Origin of the sequence: Paenibacillus monticola, from assembly GCF_009664975.1 — a bacterium.
Taxonomy (GTDB): Bacteria; Bacillota; Bacilli; order Paenibacillales; family Paenibacillaceae; genus Paenibacillus_AQ; species Paenibacillus_AQ monticola.
This window is the reverse complement of record NZ_WJXB01000002.1, coordinates 289,315-306,405: the sequence shown is the minus strand read 5'-3', so window position 1 is coordinate 306,405 and position 17,091 is coordinate 289,315. Positions and strand designations below refer to the sequence as shown.

At 45.6% G+C, this 17,091-nt stretch carries 14 protein-coding genes and 1 other annotated feature; of the genes, 8 read left to right on the top strand and 6 right to left on the bottom strand.

Features of this window, described 5'->3' with window-relative positions:
* Positions 1-18: 18 nt before the first annotated feature.
* Positions 19-651, bottom strand: coding sequence for a GNAT family N-acetyltransferase (locus GJB61_RS05845; RefSeq protein ID WP_154117533.1), 633 nt, complete (start codon positions 649-651; stop codon positions 19-21).
* Between the two features lie 162 nt (positions 652-813).
* On the opposite strand from GJB61_RS05845, the gene acsA reads away from it, so the two are divergent.
* Complete coding sequence (gene acsA, locus GJB61_RS05840; protein WP_154117532.1) at positions 814-2,538, top strand: acetate--CoA ligase; 1,725 nt, start codon at positions 814-816, stop codon at positions 2,536-2,538.
* Between the two features lie 130 nt (positions 2,539-2,668).
* Here the strand turns inward: acsA and GJB61_RS05835 are convergent, their stop codons facing one another.
* Entirely contained in the window at positions 2,669-5,644 is a 2,976-nt protein-coding gene (locus GJB61_RS05835; RefSeq protein WP_154117531.1) for a transglycosylase domain-containing protein, read from the bottom strand.
* Positions 5,645-5,783: 139 nt separating this feature from the next.
* Positions 5,784-6,044, top strand: a binding site (T-box leader).
* A 71-nt stretch (positions 6,045-6,115) separates the two neighbouring features.
* On the opposite strand from GJB61_RS05835, the gene tyrS reads away from it, so the two are divergent.
* Positions 6,116-7,369 (top strand): tyrosine--tRNA ligase, encoded by a 1,254-nt coding sequence (gene tyrS / locus GJB61_RS05830; RefSeq protein ID WP_154117530.1) that lies wholly within the window; start codon positions 6,116-6,118, stop codon positions 7,367-7,369.
* A 163-nt stretch (positions 7,370-7,532) separates the two neighbouring features.
* On the opposite strand, the gene rpsD is transcribed toward tyrS, so the two are convergent.
* The gene (gene rpsD / locus GJB61_RS05825) at positions 7,533-8,132 is read right to left on the bottom strand and encodes a 30S ribosomal protein S4 (RefSeq protein WP_154117529.1); all 600 of its coding nucleotides are present in this window, start codon (positions 8,130-8,132) and stop codon (positions 7,533-7,535) included.
* Between the two features lie 400 nt (positions 8,133-8,532).
* Between rpsD and GJB61_RS05820 the strand changes: the two genes are divergently transcribed.
* From GJB61_RS05820 to GJB61_RS05800, 5 genes are all read left to right on the top strand, one after another.
* Entirely contained in the window at positions 8,533-10,515 is a 1,983-nt protein-coding gene (locus GJB61_RS05820; protein WP_154117528.1) for a sensor domain-containing diguanylate cyclase, read from the top strand.
* Positions 10,516-10,707: 192 nt separating this feature from the next.
* Positions 10,708-11,526, top strand: coding sequence for a hypothetical protein (locus GJB61_RS05815; RefSeq protein ID WP_195724248.1), 819 nt, complete (start codon positions 10,708-10,710; stop codon positions 11,524-11,526).
* A 96-nt stretch (positions 11,527-11,622) separates the two neighbouring features.
* Positions 11,623-12,738: an aminopeptidase gene (locus GJB61_RS05810; protein WP_154117526.1), complete on the top strand. Its 1,116-nt coding sequence runs from the start codon at positions 11,623-11,625 to the stop codon at positions 12,736-12,738.
* 105 nt (positions 12,739-12,843) lie between these two features.
* Complete coding sequence (locus GJB61_RS05805) at positions 12,844-13,089, top strand: HPr family phosphocarrier protein (RefSeq protein WP_154117525.1); 246 nt, start codon at positions 12,844-12,846, stop codon at positions 13,087-13,089.
* A 193-nt stretch (positions 13,090-13,282) separates the two neighbouring features.
* A complete protein-coding gene (locus tag GJB61_RS05800; protein WP_154117524.1) occupies positions 13,283-13,576 on the top strand; it encodes an Fpa/YlaN family protein in 294 nt (97 codons plus the stop codon).
* 88 nt (positions 13,577-13,664) lie between these two features.
* Here the strand turns inward: GJB61_RS05800 and cax are convergent, their stop codons facing one another.
* Complete coding sequence (gene cax, locus GJB61_RS05795; RefSeq protein WP_154117523.1) at positions 13,665-14,735, bottom strand: calcium/proton exchanger; 1,071 nt, start codon at positions 14,733-14,735, stop codon at positions 13,665-13,667.
* Between the two features lie 155 nt (positions 14,736-14,890).
* Here cax and GJB61_RS05790 point away from each other — a divergent pair, with 155 nt between their 5' ends.
* Positions 14,891-15,256 (top strand): Asp23/Gls24 family envelope stress response protein, encoded by a 366-nt coding sequence (locus GJB61_RS05790; RefSeq protein ID WP_019911482.1) that lies wholly within the window; start codon positions 14,891-14,893, stop codon positions 15,254-15,256.
* Positions 15,257-15,374: 118 nt separating this feature from the next.
* On the opposite strand, the gene ftsW is transcribed toward GJB61_RS05790, so the two are convergent.
* Complete coding sequence (gene ftsW / locus GJB61_RS05785) at positions 15,375-16,619, bottom strand: putative lipid II flippase FtsW (protein ID WP_154117522.1); 1,245 nt, start codon at positions 16,617-16,619, stop codon at positions 15,375-15,377.
* Positions 16,616-16,963, bottom strand: a complete 348-nt coding sequence (locus tag GJB61_RS05780) for a YugN family protein (RefSeq protein WP_154117521.1) — start codon at positions 16,961-16,963, stop codon at positions 16,616-16,618. Before GJB61_RS05780 ends, ftsW begins: the two co-directional genes overlap by 4 nt.
* Positions 16,964-17,091 lie beyond the last annotated feature (128 nt).

Below are 17,091 nucleotides of genomic sequence, written 5' to 3'. Positions count from 1 at the left end.
TCAATCCTTTGTGAACGTTCAATACATAAAGCGTTGTCTGAAGCGCACTCTGTCGAAGGTCTCTTGTGAAGATAAGGGTACCTCTTGGCCAATACGAACCATCAGGCAGTTGGCAGGGTGTGAACAGATTTCCGGATCGTCAGTAGCGTACCAGACCATATCCACCGTCTTCATTAACTTCTCCATCATTTGGCGATAAGCCCAGACATCGAGCCCACTTCCGCGCAGATCCCAATGCCAATAATATTCTGTAGTGAACACAATGCAATTCTCCAGCTGTTTCTGCTCAAAAGAGGTGGAAATGAGCAGCCTTCCTAGTCCCATCCCCCTATAGTCATCAGCTACTTCTATTGCGCCCAGCTCAATAAGATCCTCCATCCCCCCTTGCGACCATAGTTCAAGCTCATCCGGATAATGAAAAGTGACATAGCCTACAATGGTTTGGTTCTCAGTTGCCGCGATTACACGCCCTTCAGGCAGCCTAGCGATCTCTATAAGGGCTTCCAACTGTTCATGGGGACTACGAAAGGCATCAAGGTCTTTATGCATGCTAAGGCCCTCCAGAGTCTCAGGAGAACGCGGACCGCTCACCGTAATTGTTCGATCGGCATATCCGAGGGTATGAGATATGGGGATTTTATAATGATCCATGGCCAAGCTCCCTTCAGTCTGCATAAATTATGGAATGTAAACGCTTCCTGTGATATACTGATTTGGACATAAAAAATTCACATTAAGCGTATTGACATCATTAATTAAGAGAAGAGTCTCACCCTTAGAGCTTAAATCATAAAAGTAAGGGAGGCAAGAGTGATGGGGCAAGTCCATAGCGAAATTTTGCCGAGCCGTGGCGTGAGCTCAAATATGCCTGATTACGCGCAGGCTGTAACCCATTTTGAATGGGAGGATGTAGAGCGAAGTTTCTCTTGGTATGAAACCGGCAAGGTGAATATGGCCTACGAGGCAGTCGATCGTCATGTCCATGAAGGACGGGGGGAGAGAACTGCCCTGCTTTACAGTGATGCTGTACGGGAAGAATCCTTTACATTTGCCGATCTGCGGGAGAGATCGAATCAGTTCGGAAATGTATTGCGTAAATATGGCATCGGCAAGGGAGATCGGGTATTTATATTTATGCCGCGCCAGCCTGAGCTCTATTTCAGTCTACTAGGTATTCTGAAAGTCGGTGCTGTAGCAGGACCTTTGTTTGAGGCATTCATGGAGTCGGCAGTCAAGGATCGGTTGGAGGATAGTGGGGCAGTAGCGCTGGTGACGACACCTGAGTTGCTGCATCGGGTAAAGCGTGACGAATTGCCCAATCTGCGCCACATTTTTCTGGTGGGTGGTGTTTCGGAGCCGACACAGGGAACCTTTGGATATGAAGAAGAAATGGCCGCAGCCTCAACAGAGTTGGATTTGGAATGGCTGGGTTTGGACGATGGTCTAATTATGCATTATACAAGCGGTTCGACAGGAAAACCCAAAGGTGTCTACCATGTGCAAAGAGCCATGATTCAACATTATTATACCGGTAAAATAGTACTGGATCTGCAGCCAGATGATATTTACTGGTGTACAGCAGACCCTGGATGGGTTACAGGAACCTCCTACGGGATCTTTGCCCCCTGGCTGAATGGAGTGACCAATGTAGTTAGAGGCGGTCGCTTTAGCCCTCAGGACTGGTATAAGACGATTAAGCGTAATGCAGTGACTGTATGGTATAGCGCTCCGACCGCATTCCGCATGTTAATGGGAGCAGGGGAGAGCAGCCTGGAGGGAACTGACTTGAGCAGCCTGCGCCACGTGCTGTCTGTGGGTGAGCCGCTTAACCCTGAAGTAGTGCGTTGGGGAGAAAAAGTATACCACCAGCGTATCCACGATACATGGTGGATGACGGAGACGGGTGCACAGCTGATCTGCAATTATCCAGGGATGGATATCAAACCAGGCTCTATGGGTCGTCCGTTGCCTGGCATCCAAGCCGCTATTCTGGATGATCGCGGCAATGTTCTGCCACCTTACTCGATGGGCAATCTGGCAATCCGAACGCCATGGCCCTCCATGATGAGTACCATTTGGAACAACCCGGCAAAGTATGAGGAATACTTTCGTATTTCCGGATGGTATATTTCTGGGGATTCAGCCTATATGGATGAAGAGGGGTATTTCTGGTTCCAGGGACGAATCGATGATGTTATCAATTCCTCCGGTGAACGTATCGGTCCCTTTGAGGTGGAGAGCAAGCTGGTGGAGCATCCGGCTGTTGCTGAGGCTGGGGTAATCGGTAAACCCGATGCTATTCGGGGGGAGATCATCAAGGCCTTCATATCTTTGCGGGAGGGGTATCTTCCAACGGCTGCATTAAAAGAAGAAATCGCTGCTTTTGTCAAAGCAGGACTATCCGCGCACGCAGCCCCTCGGGAGATTGAATTCAAGGATAAGCTGCCCAAGACTCGTTCAGGCAAAATTATGCGCCGGGTACTAAAAGCATGGGAGCTGCATCTCCCAGCTGGAGATTTATCGACCATTGAGGATTAGGCTTAGAATATCAGCAAAACGTAATGGATTAAAAGCCAAAAACCAGCAAGTCTCTAATAATCGGAGCATTGCTGGTTTTTGGCATTTTTGCAGTTTGTAATAATGCGGGCAATTTTAGATTTACAAAAAACTACTTACTCTTTTTGGCTTTTCCAGTATTACCTGCAGCATTCTCTGCAGAATTAGTGTTGGCTGGTGTATTTCCACCGTTTGTTGTTGAATCTGTGGTTTCTGCAGGCGACACTATGATCATTCCAGGATCTTCTGGAACTCCTTCTGGAATGATCTCAGTTTCAGGTATCGGCGTTATCTCAGGCAGCACTTCTGGACTTGGTGTAACCTCCGGTGTCGGCGTAGCCCCGCCAGCTACACTGCCCGATGCTGTCTCATGACCGGCCACATCCACGGCATTCACATAAAAGGTAGCATTGACACTGGAAGGTGTGCCAGGTTTGAATACCAAAGTCTCACCTGCCATTAGAACAGCCTGTTTCTGGAAAGCTCCACCGTTTAAGGAACGGTATAATCTGTAACCGACGACATCAGATGAACCGCTTGGCGTGAAGCTGATTACAGCTTTGCCAGTGCTATAGGACACGTTGATGTTGCCTGGCGCGGTTGGGGCTGTACCATCATCCACACGTGGATCAACCTCTGTAGGATAATCGCTCTTCGCATCAGCGGGCATATAATACGCTATCGATTCATGCTCTTTCATGGCAGGGAAAGCAGCCATCAGCTCTTTGACCAGATCCTGAATCGGCTTTTCGCGCTTGACCACAATTTGTTCCTTCAGGAAATCTTCGGGTGTTCCCTCTAACGGAATGTAATTGACGCCATTATAAGTAATATACTTAGCTTTGGAGATACCGTCATCACTATCCTTAGGTACATATTTTACATTAAAAAGGTCTGTGGTAAATTTGTCAGTCAGTTCGGTGGGCAGCTTGCCGCTATAGGCGGACACTGTCTTTTTGACAATGCCTTCAGGTTGTGTGAATTTCTTCGTCACAAAGATCGCCGGCTGTTTATCAATAACTGCATTCATAACCTTAGCCCATAAAGTCTGAGCCTGATGTTTCTGAGTATCACCCTGAAGGGTATTGATCTGTTCTTTATAACCCACCCACATACCAAGTGTGACGTCTGGGGTGTAGCCCATAAACCAGACATCTCCATAGTTCTGGGTTGAGCCAGTTTTGCCGACGATGGGAACATCGCTGAAATGTTTGTATTTGCTTTTGACTACACTGGCGGTGCCTTCCGTAATTACGGTACGCAGCATGTCAGTCATCAGAAAAGCTGTCTGTTTGGAGAATACCTGTTCAGGATTCACCTTATGCTGGTACACGATTTTCCCTTCAGAATCCACGATCTTGTCAATCATGTAGGCATCATTAAAGGCGCCTTGATTGCCGATTGCAGAGTAGGCATTAGTTAATTCTTCGACAGATACGCCGTAACGTAGTCCACCGATAACTCCTGTCTTGGCATTGTAATCATCATCTGTAATCGTTGTAATTCCCAGCTTCTTGGCAAAAGCCCATGAATTATCTATGCCAACTTTCTCATTAAACAGCTTAAGTGCAGGCAAATTTAGTGATTTGTTAAGCGCATAACGGGCAGTGACTAGACCCTGATAGCGATTATTGGCATTTTTGGGGATGTGGAAGCCTTTGGTTCCATCCTTTAGAATAATGGGTGCATCATCCAGAATCCCGGCAGGCTGAATTAAACCAGCATCAAGGGCAGGTAAATAGGCAGCGATTGGCTTCATGGTTGAGCCGGGCTGACGGACCATTTGGGTTGCGTAGTTCATCTGCTCAATTTTAAAGTCGCGACCCTCGATCATCCCAAGAATAGCCCCGGTTTTGTTGTCGATCATAATGCCTGCTGTCTGTTCCTTGCCTCTGGCTTTGCTGTCTTTTGTAAAGTTATTACTGTCTTCCGAGATGCTGTGCATGGCACTATAAACTTTCTTGTCAATAGTGGTGTAGACCCGGTAACCACCGGTCATTAACTGCTGCCGTGCTTCCTCTAGACGAGCCGCACTGTCATCGGAACTATCAGTAGTAGCAACAGTATTATCTGTACTAACAGCACTCGCGGCACCTGTCACAACAGCTTTCTCGTTGTTCAGGGTCAGAAGAATCTCTGCTGCTTTGCGTTCTGTTTCGAGCATCAGGTAAGGATAGGTAGCATAAGCCTTCTTCGTGTACGGTGCTAGAGAGCCTTTGATATCGAAAGCGAGAGCGTCGTCATATTGGGAGGTAGTGATTTTATTCTCCTCCAGCATCCGACGGAGTACAAGCTGCTGCCGCTCCAGGGCTCTGTTGAATGCCGTTTCATTGAACTCGCCCAGTCCGTTGAAGGCGGAATAAGCGGATGGCAGCTGGGGTAGACCTGCTAAATATGCAGCTTGGGCTATATTCAGTTTATCCAGATTATCCTGACCGAATATTCCCTTGGATGCTGCTTTGATCCCAAATAAGTTGTAGCCGTTAGAGCCGTTCCCAAAGGGAACTTTGTTCAGATAGGCTGTTAGAATTTCTTGTTTGGATAAGAAGCGTTCAAGTCTCAGTGATAATAAAATCTCCTTCACCTTACGGTCTTCCGTCCGGTCCAGACTAAGGAATACACGTCTTGCGAGCTGTTGGGTAAGCGTACTGCCCCCGGTCTGAACAGACTCGTTCAGCAGCTTTTGCTTGACGGCACGTAAAGTACCCTTGAAATCTACGCCATTGTGCTCATAGAAATTATTGTCCTCTATTGCAAGAACTGCATCAATGATAAGCTGGGGGATATTATTGTATTCAATGAGCCTGCGGTCTTCTTCAGTACGGAGCTGGCCGATAGGGCTTCCATCACGGAAATAAGCGAATCCGGTGATAGAGTTCTGGCTAATTTGCTGTTGAATGAATTGCTCGGAGCGGACAGGGTCTTCCTTCACTATAGAAGTGACGTAACCTGCCACAGCACCACTGGCAAACAGAATGCCCAGTATGCTAAGAATAAACATCCACTTGACTACAGAGCCGAACCTGCGGAACCAGGATCTACGGGGTGGATGCTTTTTTACGGTTTTCTTTTTGATCTCCTCAACCATCGACGATAATCCTCCTTTTAACGGAATTATTATAGCACAATTTGGCGATTTTGAATGCGCTTATACTTGAGAACAAGTTTTTCGCAAGGATTTGACTTTTGAAATGTGCTTGTGATATAAATAGATTCAATTGGATATCAAAAAAGCGCAGAAAGACATCAGTAGAAGGTAAGCTTTGTATTATCAGAGAGTCGGTGGGTGGTGCGAACCGATAACAAGCCCCTTTGAATTACAGTCTGGAGCTGTCTGGAGGAACAACAAGCATACTTTGCCTGTTAAGTAGTCCGGGACCGGGTGCAATCCCGTTATATGTAATGAAGTGAAAGTCCTTTGCAGCGCTAACATGCATAGCAGGGATTTTAATTAGGGTGGTACCGCGAGTCTATTTCTCGTCCCTTGGGATGAGAAATAGACTCTTTTTGTCGTGGTGGCACAGTTATCCATATATACACTTAGAGGAGGAACAAAAGTATGAAATGGGAAGAATTATCGGACGTTCAACAGCAGGAAGTGGAGCATCAGCTGGAAGTCATATCACGTGGTGTCGTGGAGATTGTGCCGGAAGAAGAACTGAAACGCAAAGTCATCAAATCTGTAGTTACGGGTGTACCCCTTAATGTGAAGCTGGGGCTTGATCCATCAGCGCCGGACATCCATGTCGGTCATACCGTTGTTATGCATAAATTACGCCAGTTTCAGGAGCTGGGTCATCAAGTGCAGCTTATTATTGGGGATTTCACCGGACGTATCGGCGATCCTACAGGTAAGTCGGAGACGCGCAAGCAATTGACGGAAGAAGATGTACAGCGTAATGCTGAAACCTACAAGAAACAGATCTATAAGATATTGGACCCCAATAAAACGAAGGTGTTTTACAACTCGGAATGGCTCAGCCCGATGACCTTTGCTGAAGTTGTAACCTTGTCCGCTAAAGTTACAGTGGCACGTATGATGGAACGCGATGATTTCACGAAGCGCTTTCAGGGCGGACTGCCGATCAGTATTCATGAGTTTTTCTATCCATTGATGCAAGGGATGGATTCTGTTGCCTTGAAGAGTGATGTGGAGCTTGGCGGAACAGACCAAAAGTTTAATCTGCTGATGGGGCGTACACTACAGAAGGAATATGGTGTGGACACGCAAGCTACGATCATGACACCTTTGCTTGAAGGTCTTGACGGCGTACAGAAGATGAGCAAGAGCCTTGGCAACTATATTGGTATCGATGAAGAGCCGAACGAAATCTATGGCAAAGCGATGTCGGTACCTGATGAACTGATGCTTAAGTACTACGAGCTGGCTACTGATATCAGCAATCGTGAGCTTGTGGTTCTGAAAGAAGCGCTGCAAGAGGGCGTAACGCATCCCAGAGATGCCAAAATGCAACTGGCACACACATTTGTGCGCATGTATCATGGTGTTCCTGCGGCGGATGCTGCACAGCAGCATTTCGTCACTGTATTCCAGCAGCGTGCGCTGCCGGATGATATCGAGATCTTTGCCGTTCCTGCCGCAGAGCTGGAGGATGGCACGATCAAGCTTGTCAAGCTGCTCACTCTGCTAGGATTTGCAGGCTCCAATGGGGAGGCCAAGCGCAGTATCCAGCAGGGTTCGGTTAAGCTGAACGAAGTGAAGCTGGAGGACCCTAATGCGGACTTGACGCCTCAAGAGGGCGATATCTTACAAGTAGGCAAGCGGAAGTTCGCTAAGCTAACGTTGTCATAAGGCTTAATCATATAATTTGGCATTAAAAAACAGCAAGTCTCCAGTAAAGTGAGACTTGCTGTTTAGCATTTACAGCCTTAGATTTTCTTGAAGGCTGTAAATATCAACAAAAAATCCCCCGGAAAATCCGGGGGATTTAATCATACTCGCTATAAGCGAGATATTAACGGTTGTAGAATTCGACGATTTGTTTCTCATCGATGTCTTGGGACAGCTCGGAACGTTCTGGCAAACGGATATATTTACCTTCGAATGATCCATCAGCATATTCCAAGTAAGCTGGAAGGTGTGAACGGTTTTCAAGAGCTTCTTTGATTGAACCCATAGCGCGGCTTCTTTCACGAAGTCCGATAACGTCGCCCAAGCTTACACGGTAAGAAGCGATATCGACTTTTTTGCCGTTAACAGTTACGTGACCGTGGGATACCAACTGACGTGAACCAGCACGGGAGTTAGCAAAACCAAGACGGTAAACGAGGTTATCCAAGCGGCTTTCAAGCAAGAACATAAAGTTTTCGCCGGCAATACCTTGGATCTTTTGTGCTTTAGTGAAAAGAGTCTTAAACTGCTTTTCGCCCAAACCGTACATGTGACGAAGTTTTTGTTTCTCCATCAACTGCATTCCGTAGTTACTTACTTTTCTGCGTTGGTTAGCTCCGTGTTGTCCTGGTGGAAAAGGACGTTTAAGATCTTTTCCTGTACCGCTAAGGGAAATACCTAGACGGCGGCTGAGTTTGAATTTCGGTCCTGTGTAACGTGCCATATTATAATAGACTCCTTTTTAATTGTAATTTCAATTGAATTAGGCTCTATTGTGCCGCTTTTCGTATCCGTGAATAGCAATTAACATGCTCTCACACTGTCAGGAAAGTTCAGCCGCTGTCCTGATAGTAACGAATTGCGTGAGGGTGACACAACGTTACGCCATGTAAGACTGGTTACAGTCTTGTTCAACAATAAATATTATATGAAAACAACAGTCAATGTCAAGCGTATCTTAAAAGAGTTTTTGTCAATCTTTGTCGTTAGTTCTTAGGTCCTAAAAAAAATCCCGGAAATGAGGAAAATATAATGCATTACAGGAGGAAAGAGAGTAAAATATAGCTAATTAGATGTTATCGGAAAAAGAGATTTTAATTTTAGGTGCAAAGGGGATCCTCTTTATGTCAGAACAGGAAGCATACGGTCTTAAAGACAGTCGTATGCTGTTACAGGACACTATGCAGTCAGGCGGAGATTCTGATGATCCCGCCGCGTGGCTCAGGGAAACGGACATTGTATCCTATGACTTCCCTTATGCAGCCAACCTGATTGCAGATAGCTTCATTGAATGGCAAGGAGAACTTAATGCTCTTCCGTTTACGAAGAATTGGGAGTGGTGTGTTCTAGACGCCGAAGGTAGATGGATAGACCAGATAAAAGACAGGCAAGAGCAGTGGAGACCGCAATGGGAAGAGGCCGCAGCTGTAAGTGTGAGCTCCGGCAAAATGCATGCGATGCAGTTCTTAGTTGAGGACCGAGATGTGAATTTTTTTACAATACCTATGTTCACACGCAACCACAGAGAGATCTTTGCTTTGCTCGGCTGTGCAATGTCTACAGAACAATATGAGCAGGGTGGAAAGCATACCGCTGAAGCCATGGCGTTACATTTCCATACTTGCTTCTACCGCAGGTTTGAGCATGTGTTTGTATCTGATCTGGCAAATGTTCATTTACATGCCGAGCGGGAGAGCAATCGCCGTTCAATATTATTCCAGATCGTCCAGCGGATGCATGATAATATAGATGTGAATGCCGTACTTACAGAGGTTATAGATAGTATTTCTGCAATGTATCCAGGTGCTCGCTTAGAGCTGTTTATGTCGCAGGATCATCGCAGTTCTAATCCGCAGGTTAAACCGCTTCCATTACTCTGGACAAAAAACGATGTGTGCGCAAGAGCGTTTAAAGATGGCCGAGTTGCGATAGAAACAAGCCTAGAGGACAGTCACGTTGTGGAGATTGGTCTTCCACTTGGTGGGAAACAGGGAGTTTATGGTGTATTCCATATGATTATGGATAATCAGGTCTTCTCAGACATGGATTTGCAATTTCTCTCCATGGTGGCTGATACGGCTGGTACAGCTTTCGAGAATGCAAAGCTATATGAGCGCTCCAACCAGTTAATCCGCGAGTTACGCATGAGCAATGAACTAACGCAGCGTCTGAACAAGAGCTTGCGTTTGGGGGAAATTTTTCAGTTTGCTTTTGAAGAACTGCTCGAAATGTTTGAGGCGGATTATTGCTGTATTGTACACATGAATGAGGAAAAAGGCGGCCTTGAGGTGATCGCCTGTAACCATCAGCCTTTACTCCACGAAATATTAAAGGATGGACAAGGACTCGGTGGGAAGGTGTATGCCACAGGGGAACCGCTAATATTGTCAGACTACATAAATAATAATGCCACGGCTTCACGGTTGATGGATTCGACAGATTCGCAGTCACTAATTGCTACACCACTAAATGTGGGTGGAGAAGTGCGAGGGGCTATTATGCTTGCCCATCGAGATGCTCATTACTTCTCCTATGACAATTACAGGCTCCTGCAAGCCATGGCAGGTCATATTGGGCTTGCTGTTGGCAATGCACGTTTACATGCGGAAGTACGGCGTCTCGCGAACCGAGACACTCTGACAGGTTTGTTTGCGCGTCATTATCTGGATGAAATGATTAAGGAAAGACAAAATACAGATTTCTGTGGTTCCTTGATAGTAGTAGATATAGACCAGTTCAAAGCAGTAAATGATACCTACGGCCATCAAAAAGGCGATAAGATTTTAAAACAGGTCAGCGAGATTGTGAAGTCATCCATTCGTCAAGGAGATATTGCCGCCAGGTGGGGCGGTGAGGAATTAGCTGTATATTTACCACAGCTTGGCGTACAGCAGTCAGTATTAGTCGCTGAACGGATTCGTGAACGGGTGATGGGGGAGACAGAGCCAAGGGTCACTGTATCCTGCGGAATTGCTGAATGGAGCTGGACGGATGAGCGGGTAAGTGTAGAAACGCTGTTCTACCGGGCAGATATGGCGCTGTATGAAGCAAAGAACAATGGACGCAACCTGGTCATTGTTGACAATAAGACAATTAATGCATTTTGAGGAATCCGCTGGGCATGAGCCTTGAGGGTTCTTTTTTTTGGAAATCTAAAAATTTATTTGTTTCTTATTGAATCTTATAACCCAGTATAAGTCCCGGCTGAAGGGATAACCTATAGTAGGTTATTTAATCAGTCCGGGAAAGGCATGAGGGCAATGGGCGAGATGTTATTCTTTAAAAGGTTTATATGTGTAATGATAATGATTAATGGCGTGGTTTGCAGTAGTTGCAGCGTAATTAAAGACAAGCCCGCTAAGGAGGATTTGGCCTTGGCTCTATCGGGTGTGACAGGAAGCGATGCACTTAGCTTTGAAGGAGCAGCCACGCTGTTACGTGAGGGGAAAGCAGTTCCGGAAACAACGCTATATTACGGTGGTAAAGTCGAAAATCATAACAAGGTAAGTTTATATACGCTTCTGCCCGATAAGAGTCCATCCCTACCTGCGGCCACTAGCGACATCAAAGAACTTGTGAAGAGACCGACAGTGGCATTGTCCTATTATAGTAAACTGGAGAAAAAAGAAGGCAAATGGAAGCTTCTATCGGCCGCCCCCTCGTCTGGAGAGGATAACCCGCTGCCTGCCCTCAACCCGCTGCACCAGCTTGAAGAGCTGGAGGTGATGGATAAGGTGGTGACTGAAGAAATGGGTGCTGCAAGAGGCACAAGGGTGCTGCGAATTGAACTGACCTCTGCACAGGCGCGAGATCAGCTGTCTACCGATCTGGAACGAGAGATGATGGACCTGCGTCCCGTTCTCAAGGATCAGAATCCGAAGACGAATGAGAAGGATTTGAAAGTGAATGAGGCTTTATTGACCTTGTGGGAGAAGAAGAACAGTGAACTTCAAAAGAAGCTTGAGCAAGCCGAAATATCTGCAGTTTATCATGTGACTGTGGACACGAAACGTAATTTGCCCAAACGCCTCACTTGGAAAAGAACGGTGAATTATAGTGGGGAAAAAACTGACACTGAGACCTATGTGATGGAGGTTGATTTCTATGGTTATCGTTGATGTTCCTTGGTCAAGTTTATACAATATCTTGTGCTCTAGCGTGTTATAATAGTAGGGCATTTTATTTACACATATGAGGAAGGAAGAGAAAGAAAAATGATGGATCCCCGAATTCAGAAGCTAGCGAAGAATCTTGTGAGCTACTCTGTAAACGTTCAACCTGGCGAGAATGTGCTCGTCGAAATGATCGGCAGTGAGAGAGATTTAATTAAAGCAGTTGTGGAGGAGATCGGTAAAGCTGGCGGCCATGCTTTTGTACAGCTAACAGACCGGACCGTCCTACGCAGCATGCTGAAATATGCAACACGCGAAAGTCTTCAGACATGGGCGGAAATAGACTTAAATCGCATGAAGCAAATGGATGGTTATATTGGTATTCGTGCAGGGGAGAATGTGAATGATCTGTCCGATATCCCGGAAGAGAACATGAAGCTGTATAATTCTCTTTACTCGCACCCTGTACATAGTGAGCAGCGCGTCAAGCATACTAAATGGGTTGTTTTACGTTATCCTAATGCAAGTATGGCACAGCTTGCCAATGTCAGTACGGAAGCCTTTGAGGACTTCTACTTCCAAGTGTGCAATCTGGATTATGCCAAGATGGATAGAGCTCAGGATGCATTGGCGGATCTTATGAGACGAACAGACAAGGTACACATTTCCGGGACAGGTACAGATATTACTTTCTCCATTAAGGGGATTGGCGCTGAGAAATGCTCCGGGCAGAAGAATATTCCGGATGGAGAGGTCTACAGTGCGCCTATCCGCGATTCTGTGAACGGAACCATTAGTTATAATGCCGCAACTCTGTACAATGGTATAACCTTTGAAAATGTGAAATTCACTTTTGAGAACGGTAAAATAGTTGAAGCCTCCAGCAACGACACGGTGCGGCTGAATGATATTCTAGATTCGGATGACGGTGCCCGTCATATTGGCGAGTTTGCGATTGGCTTTAATCCTTACATCCTACACCCGATGAAGGATATTTTGTTCGATGAGAAAATCGCCGGAAGCTTACATTTTACACCAGGCCAGGCTTATGAAGAGACTGACAATGGCAACCGTTCTTCGATTCACTGGGATCTGGTGCTGATTCAACGTCCGGAATATGGTGGCGGAGAAATCTATTTTGATGATATCCTAATCCGTAAAGACGGCCTATTTGTAATCCCTGAATTGGAAGGTCTGAATCCCGAAAACCTGAAATAAAATGTAAAAATAAGAAAACTCCTTGCGTGAGTAAGCGGATTCAATGTATCATGGAATTGATTACAAATGACTTAAGTTTCATAATCAAGTTGCGGAGGGATTCATATGTCCAGTAACAATGCGGCAATCGTCGATATTGCTCAAACGGCAAGTCAGTTCAATTCATCTATCGTTCTTCAAGCGGAAAACAAGTACATTGATGTTAAGAGTATTCTTGGTTTGTTCACTACATTGGTATCAAGCCAGAGCTACGAACTTCATGTTCATGGAGCAGATGCTGAAGAAGCTAAGAAGGCAATGAGCGAAGTATTTGCGAAACATGGTTTAAACTTTACAGTAGTAGCAGAGTAATTATTTGTTACTAGAAAGCGTCCTGCCGGTTTGCGGCGGGGCGTTTTTTAAAATATAATAAATTATAGGGTTCACAATATATATGAAAGTAAATGCTTCTGTAAACTGAATTGTTGTATTGATATGAGATTTCGACTAATATTAAATAAACTAGCAATAACAGCTGAAACTTTTGGACATGGGGGGGAAATGTATGACTTCATCAGATTTGCAGGAACAGATTAATCTAAGAGCGATCACTCTTCTACAAGAAGATGCCGATAAAATTGAGAAGCTTATCGAAGTGCAGATGGAGAATTTGGCGACACGGTACTGCCCTCTCTATGAGGAAGTACTGGATACCCAAATGTACGGTTTCTCCAGACAGGTCGATTTTGCAGTTAGAGTTGGATTAGTGCAAGAACTCACTGGGAAATTGGTACTGAGCAAACTGGAACGCAATTTGTCGGTTCTTTATGAAGCACTGAACAACAAGGCGAATTCATAGTATTATTTGCATGGCTTAATTCATTTATAAAAAAGCGCACATGAGGACTGTTGAGTCGCTCATGTGCGCTTTTTGCTGTGTTTAAATGCTAAACAAGATAGAAGGAGACTCCAAGAATCAGATAGACAGTCAGCAGCAGCAGCCCCTCATACCAGTTGGTTGCCCCATCTTGAATAATCGACTTGGCAATAAATACGGAGACTGCAATAGCGACAATCTCAATCGTCGTAAACACAATATCCATCGTATTTCCCATGAAATAACTGACAAAGATTAGCACGGGTGCTACGAATAGGGCAATCTGCAGGCTGCTGCCTACAGCGATCTCCACTGCGGCCCCAATCTTATTCTTGGTAGCCAGCATAATCGCCGCGCTATGTTCAGCAGCGTTACCGATAATGGCCACAAGGAATGCACCGACGAACAGTTCACTGAAGCCGAAGCGTTCAGTTAATGTTTCTAATGTGCCGACAAGCCATTCACTGACAAAGGCCACCATAACGGTTGCAGTCACCAGATAGAGGATGGATCTTTTCATGGACCAGGCAGGAGCATGTTCGTTGGGTAATTCTTCTTCTTTGTCCTCCGTAACATCCCCCAAGTATTTCTTGTGTGTAATCATTGAGAAAATAAGCCAGGCAATATAGGAAGCAATGAGCAGTCCCGCTACGATGAGGCTTAACACATCTGTATCTTTCGCTGTAATGGAATGGGTGTTAAAGAACATGGCAGGAACGAACAGAGCAATTACAGCGACGATCATCAGTGAGCCGTTGAGTCCGGCGAGTGTAACGTTGAAATTCTGCACCTTGTACTTCATGCCGCCAGCGAATATACTAAGGCCCAGAACCAGCAGCAAATTACCGATGATAGAGCCGGTGAGACTCGCCTTGACCATATCGAATAGTCCTTCCTTTACCAGGAAGAAAGCGATAATCAGCTCCGCAGCGTTGCCGAAGGTGGCATTAAGAAAGCCTCCTAATCTTTGTCCAGCATAATGGGCTACGCTTTCTGTTGCCCGGCCTAGAAAGCCGGCTACGAAGACGACAGAGACCGCAGACAGGACGAATTGAAGCGTATGATCCCAATTTGCGAAATGTCCAATGGCACTAAGGACAAAGGTGATGACCAGCAGGGCCGGCGAAATCCATTTTTTCAATGTAAAGCACACTCCAGTCTATTTATGTAAGTTGATTTCATAATCAAATATACCCAAATTGTTCCTGAGTGTAAACGAAATTGAGATAAAGTCATTTGCTTTTTAGCCTGTTTTGGAATTACAATAATTAATAATGAGTGTGAGGGGGATATGGCATGGCAGAACAACTTCAACTAGAAATGGGAAATATACGGATTTCAAATGACGTCGTCTCTAAAATTGCCGGATTGGCTGCCTTGGAAACTCCAGGAATTGCAGCCATGTCTGGCGGCTTATCGGAAGGCTGGGCGAAGCGCCTGAGTGGTAAGAATGTGCAGAAGGGTGTTACCGTTGAAGTGGGGCAGCTGGAAGCAGCAGTGGATTTACGTATAATAGTTCTTTACGAAACACCAATTCATGAGGTGTGCCGGATGCTTCAACAAAACGTACGCGAAGCTGTGGAAAGCATGACTGGACTTCACATTGTTGAAGTGAATGTTAAGGTTGAAGGCGTCGCTTTCAAGAATGACGAAATTTCTTAAATCGTAATATAGCTGGTCAACATCATAATAATTACAACAAAGGGTGTCCCTAATCCATTTACTGGATTTGGGGACACCCTTTGTTTCTAAGCGCAACTATAGGCTGGAAATGCCGAGTTTACCGTGCTCGGACTTGTCTGACTGTTGTAACTGATTTAGTTACTTCTTCTTTAGCAGGACGGTTGGTCTCCCTTGAAATGCTCAACATAATGCCCATGGACAACATGCTGACTAGCAGCGAAGAGCCCCCATAGCTGATGAATGGCAGAGTGACACCAGTTAGAGGAATGGTCTTGGTCACACCGCCGATATTAACGAAGGCTTGAATAGCGATGAGTCCCATAATACCAATCCCAACAAGTGTACCGAATGGATCGGTGCATCTAAGGGCGATAAGAATACCTCTCCAGATAAAGTATAGATACAGAAGCAAGAAGATCGCCGTCCCCACAAAACCGAGTTCTTCACCAATTACAGCAAAGATAAAGTCGGTGTAAGGGTAAGGCAGATAGTAGAGCTTCTGGACACTCTGTCCAAAGCCGGAACCCTTAATTCCTCCCTCTCCCAAAGCGGTCAAGGATTGAATGATATTAAAGCCACTGCCTGAAGCATCCTGATAAGGATTCAAGAAGGCATCGAAACGTTCTTGTTTGTAGTCCTGGTTAGCGATCACTGTCTCAGAGACAGGCGATAGGGAGTCGATCGCTCCTTTGGCTCCCAATACGAGTGCCGCCCCCAGTACTAGCAGAGCGACAGAAGCCAGAATGTGCTTCATGCTGGCGCCGCCAGCATAAATCACCAGCCCACTGGTGGCAACTAGAATCAGGCATGAGCCTAAATCCGGCTGCATCATGATCAGTCCGGCTACAATGCCGACTATAACCATTACGGGAATATAACCTGTGCGGAAATCTCTCAGCCGCTCACCTTTTTTGGTGATGAGTGCGGCCAGATATAAGATAATCGATATTTTGGCCAGTTCAGTTGGCTGAATGCCCATGCCTCCAATGCTTAACCAACTCTTGGCACCGTTAATTTTATCGGTGGAAGCTACAAATAATAGGAGGACTAGGGTAATAATAAAGATGGGAGCATACCATTTTTTGAATTTGCTGTAATGAATATTCATCACTGTAAACATAACGAAGCTTCCCAGCACGACCCAGATAATCTGGCGTTTCATAAAATAAAAAGGGTCATAGCTGAATTTCTTACTGGCTAAGGTCAGACTGGAACTGGCACTAAAGACCATAACCAGACCGAAGCCAACAAGCAGCAAGGTCAGAATAAGCAATTGGAAATCGGGCGTTCCTCTTTTGGGCAGGCTGACATTTTTTTTCGTCGTTCCCTTCCCGTTACTCAAACCTCCAACAGCTGTTTCAGCTGAAGAATCCGCTGGGCAGCGATGTCCATAATAGGCTGAGGTACAGGAGACTCATACTCTAGACCGTGTGGATAGGTTGCTTTTCCTAAGTAAACGGCTTCAATCGCAAGCACGGCATCCGACTTCTCCAGTTTACCTTCAACAGCGCGTGTATTAAATCTCAGGAAATAGTCGCCGCCATTCTGCAAATCTTCAATCTTACAGTCGTAAGTGGCGCGATAGTACTCCCATTGCCAGCGAATGAAACCAGCTTTGGCGGCACTCTCATCCAAATAGAAAAGATCGCTTGTTAATCCTACGAGGCCCGTGTTCTCAAAAATCATAGCGCACATATCCCCCTCATGAAGTATAATAGTTCATTCATTCTCCGAATTATGATGTTCTATCTCATGATAGTATGTTTCCAAAGGGAGCGCAAGGCGCAGGATACCCTGTGATACACAGTTTTTTG

What these genes read in the sequence shown, in the direction of transcription:
- GJB61_RS05845 (WP_154117533.1), bottom strand. Translation starts at nt 651, where the DNA reads ATGGATCATTATAAAATCCCCATATCTCATACCCTCGGATATGCCGAT.
- acsA (WP_154117532.1), top strand. Translation starts at nt 814, where the DNA reads ATGGGGCAAGTCCATAGCGAAATTTTGCCGAGCCGTGGCGTGAGCTCA.
- GJB61_RS05835 (WP_154117531.1), bottom strand. Translation starts at nt 5,644, where the DNA reads ATGGTTGAGGAGATCAAAAAGAAAACCGTAAAAAAGCATCCACCCCGT.
- tyrS (WP_154117530.1), top strand. Translation starts at nt 6,116, where the DNA reads ATGAAATGGGAAGAATTATCGGACGTTCAACAGCAGGAAGTGGAGCAT.
- rpsD (WP_154117529.1), bottom strand. Translation starts at nt 8,132, where the DNA reads ATGGCACGTTACACAGGACCGAAATTCAAACTCAGCCGCCGTCTAGGT.
- GJB61_RS05820 (WP_154117528.1), top strand. Translation starts at nt 8,533, where the DNA reads ATGTCAGAACAGGAAGCATACGGTCTTAAAGACAGTCGTATGCTGTTA.
- GJB61_RS05815 (WP_195724248.1), top strand. Translation starts at nt 10,708, where the DNA reads ATGATAATGATTAATGGCGTGGTTTGCAGTAGTTGCAGCGTAATTAAA.
- GJB61_RS05810 (WP_154117526.1), top strand. Translation starts at nt 11,623, where the DNA reads ATGATGGATCCCCGAATTCAGAAGCTAGCGAAGAATCTTGTGAGCTAC.
- GJB61_RS05805 (WP_154117525.1), top strand. Translation starts at nt 12,844, where the DNA reads ATGTCCAGTAACAATGCGGCAATCGTCGATATTGCTCAAACGGCAAGT.
- GJB61_RS05800 (WP_154117524.1), top strand. Translation starts at nt 13,283, where the DNA reads ATGACTTCATCAGATTTGCAGGAACAGATTAATCTAAGAGCGATCACT.
- GJB61_RS05790 (WP_019911482.1), top strand. Translation starts at nt 14,891, where the DNA reads ATGGCAGAACAACTTCAACTAGAAATGGGAAATATACGGATTTCAAAT.
- GJB61_RS05780 (WP_154117521.1), bottom strand. Translation starts at nt 16,963, where the DNA reads ATGATTTTTGAGAACACGGGCCTCGTAGGATTAACAAGCGATCTTTTC.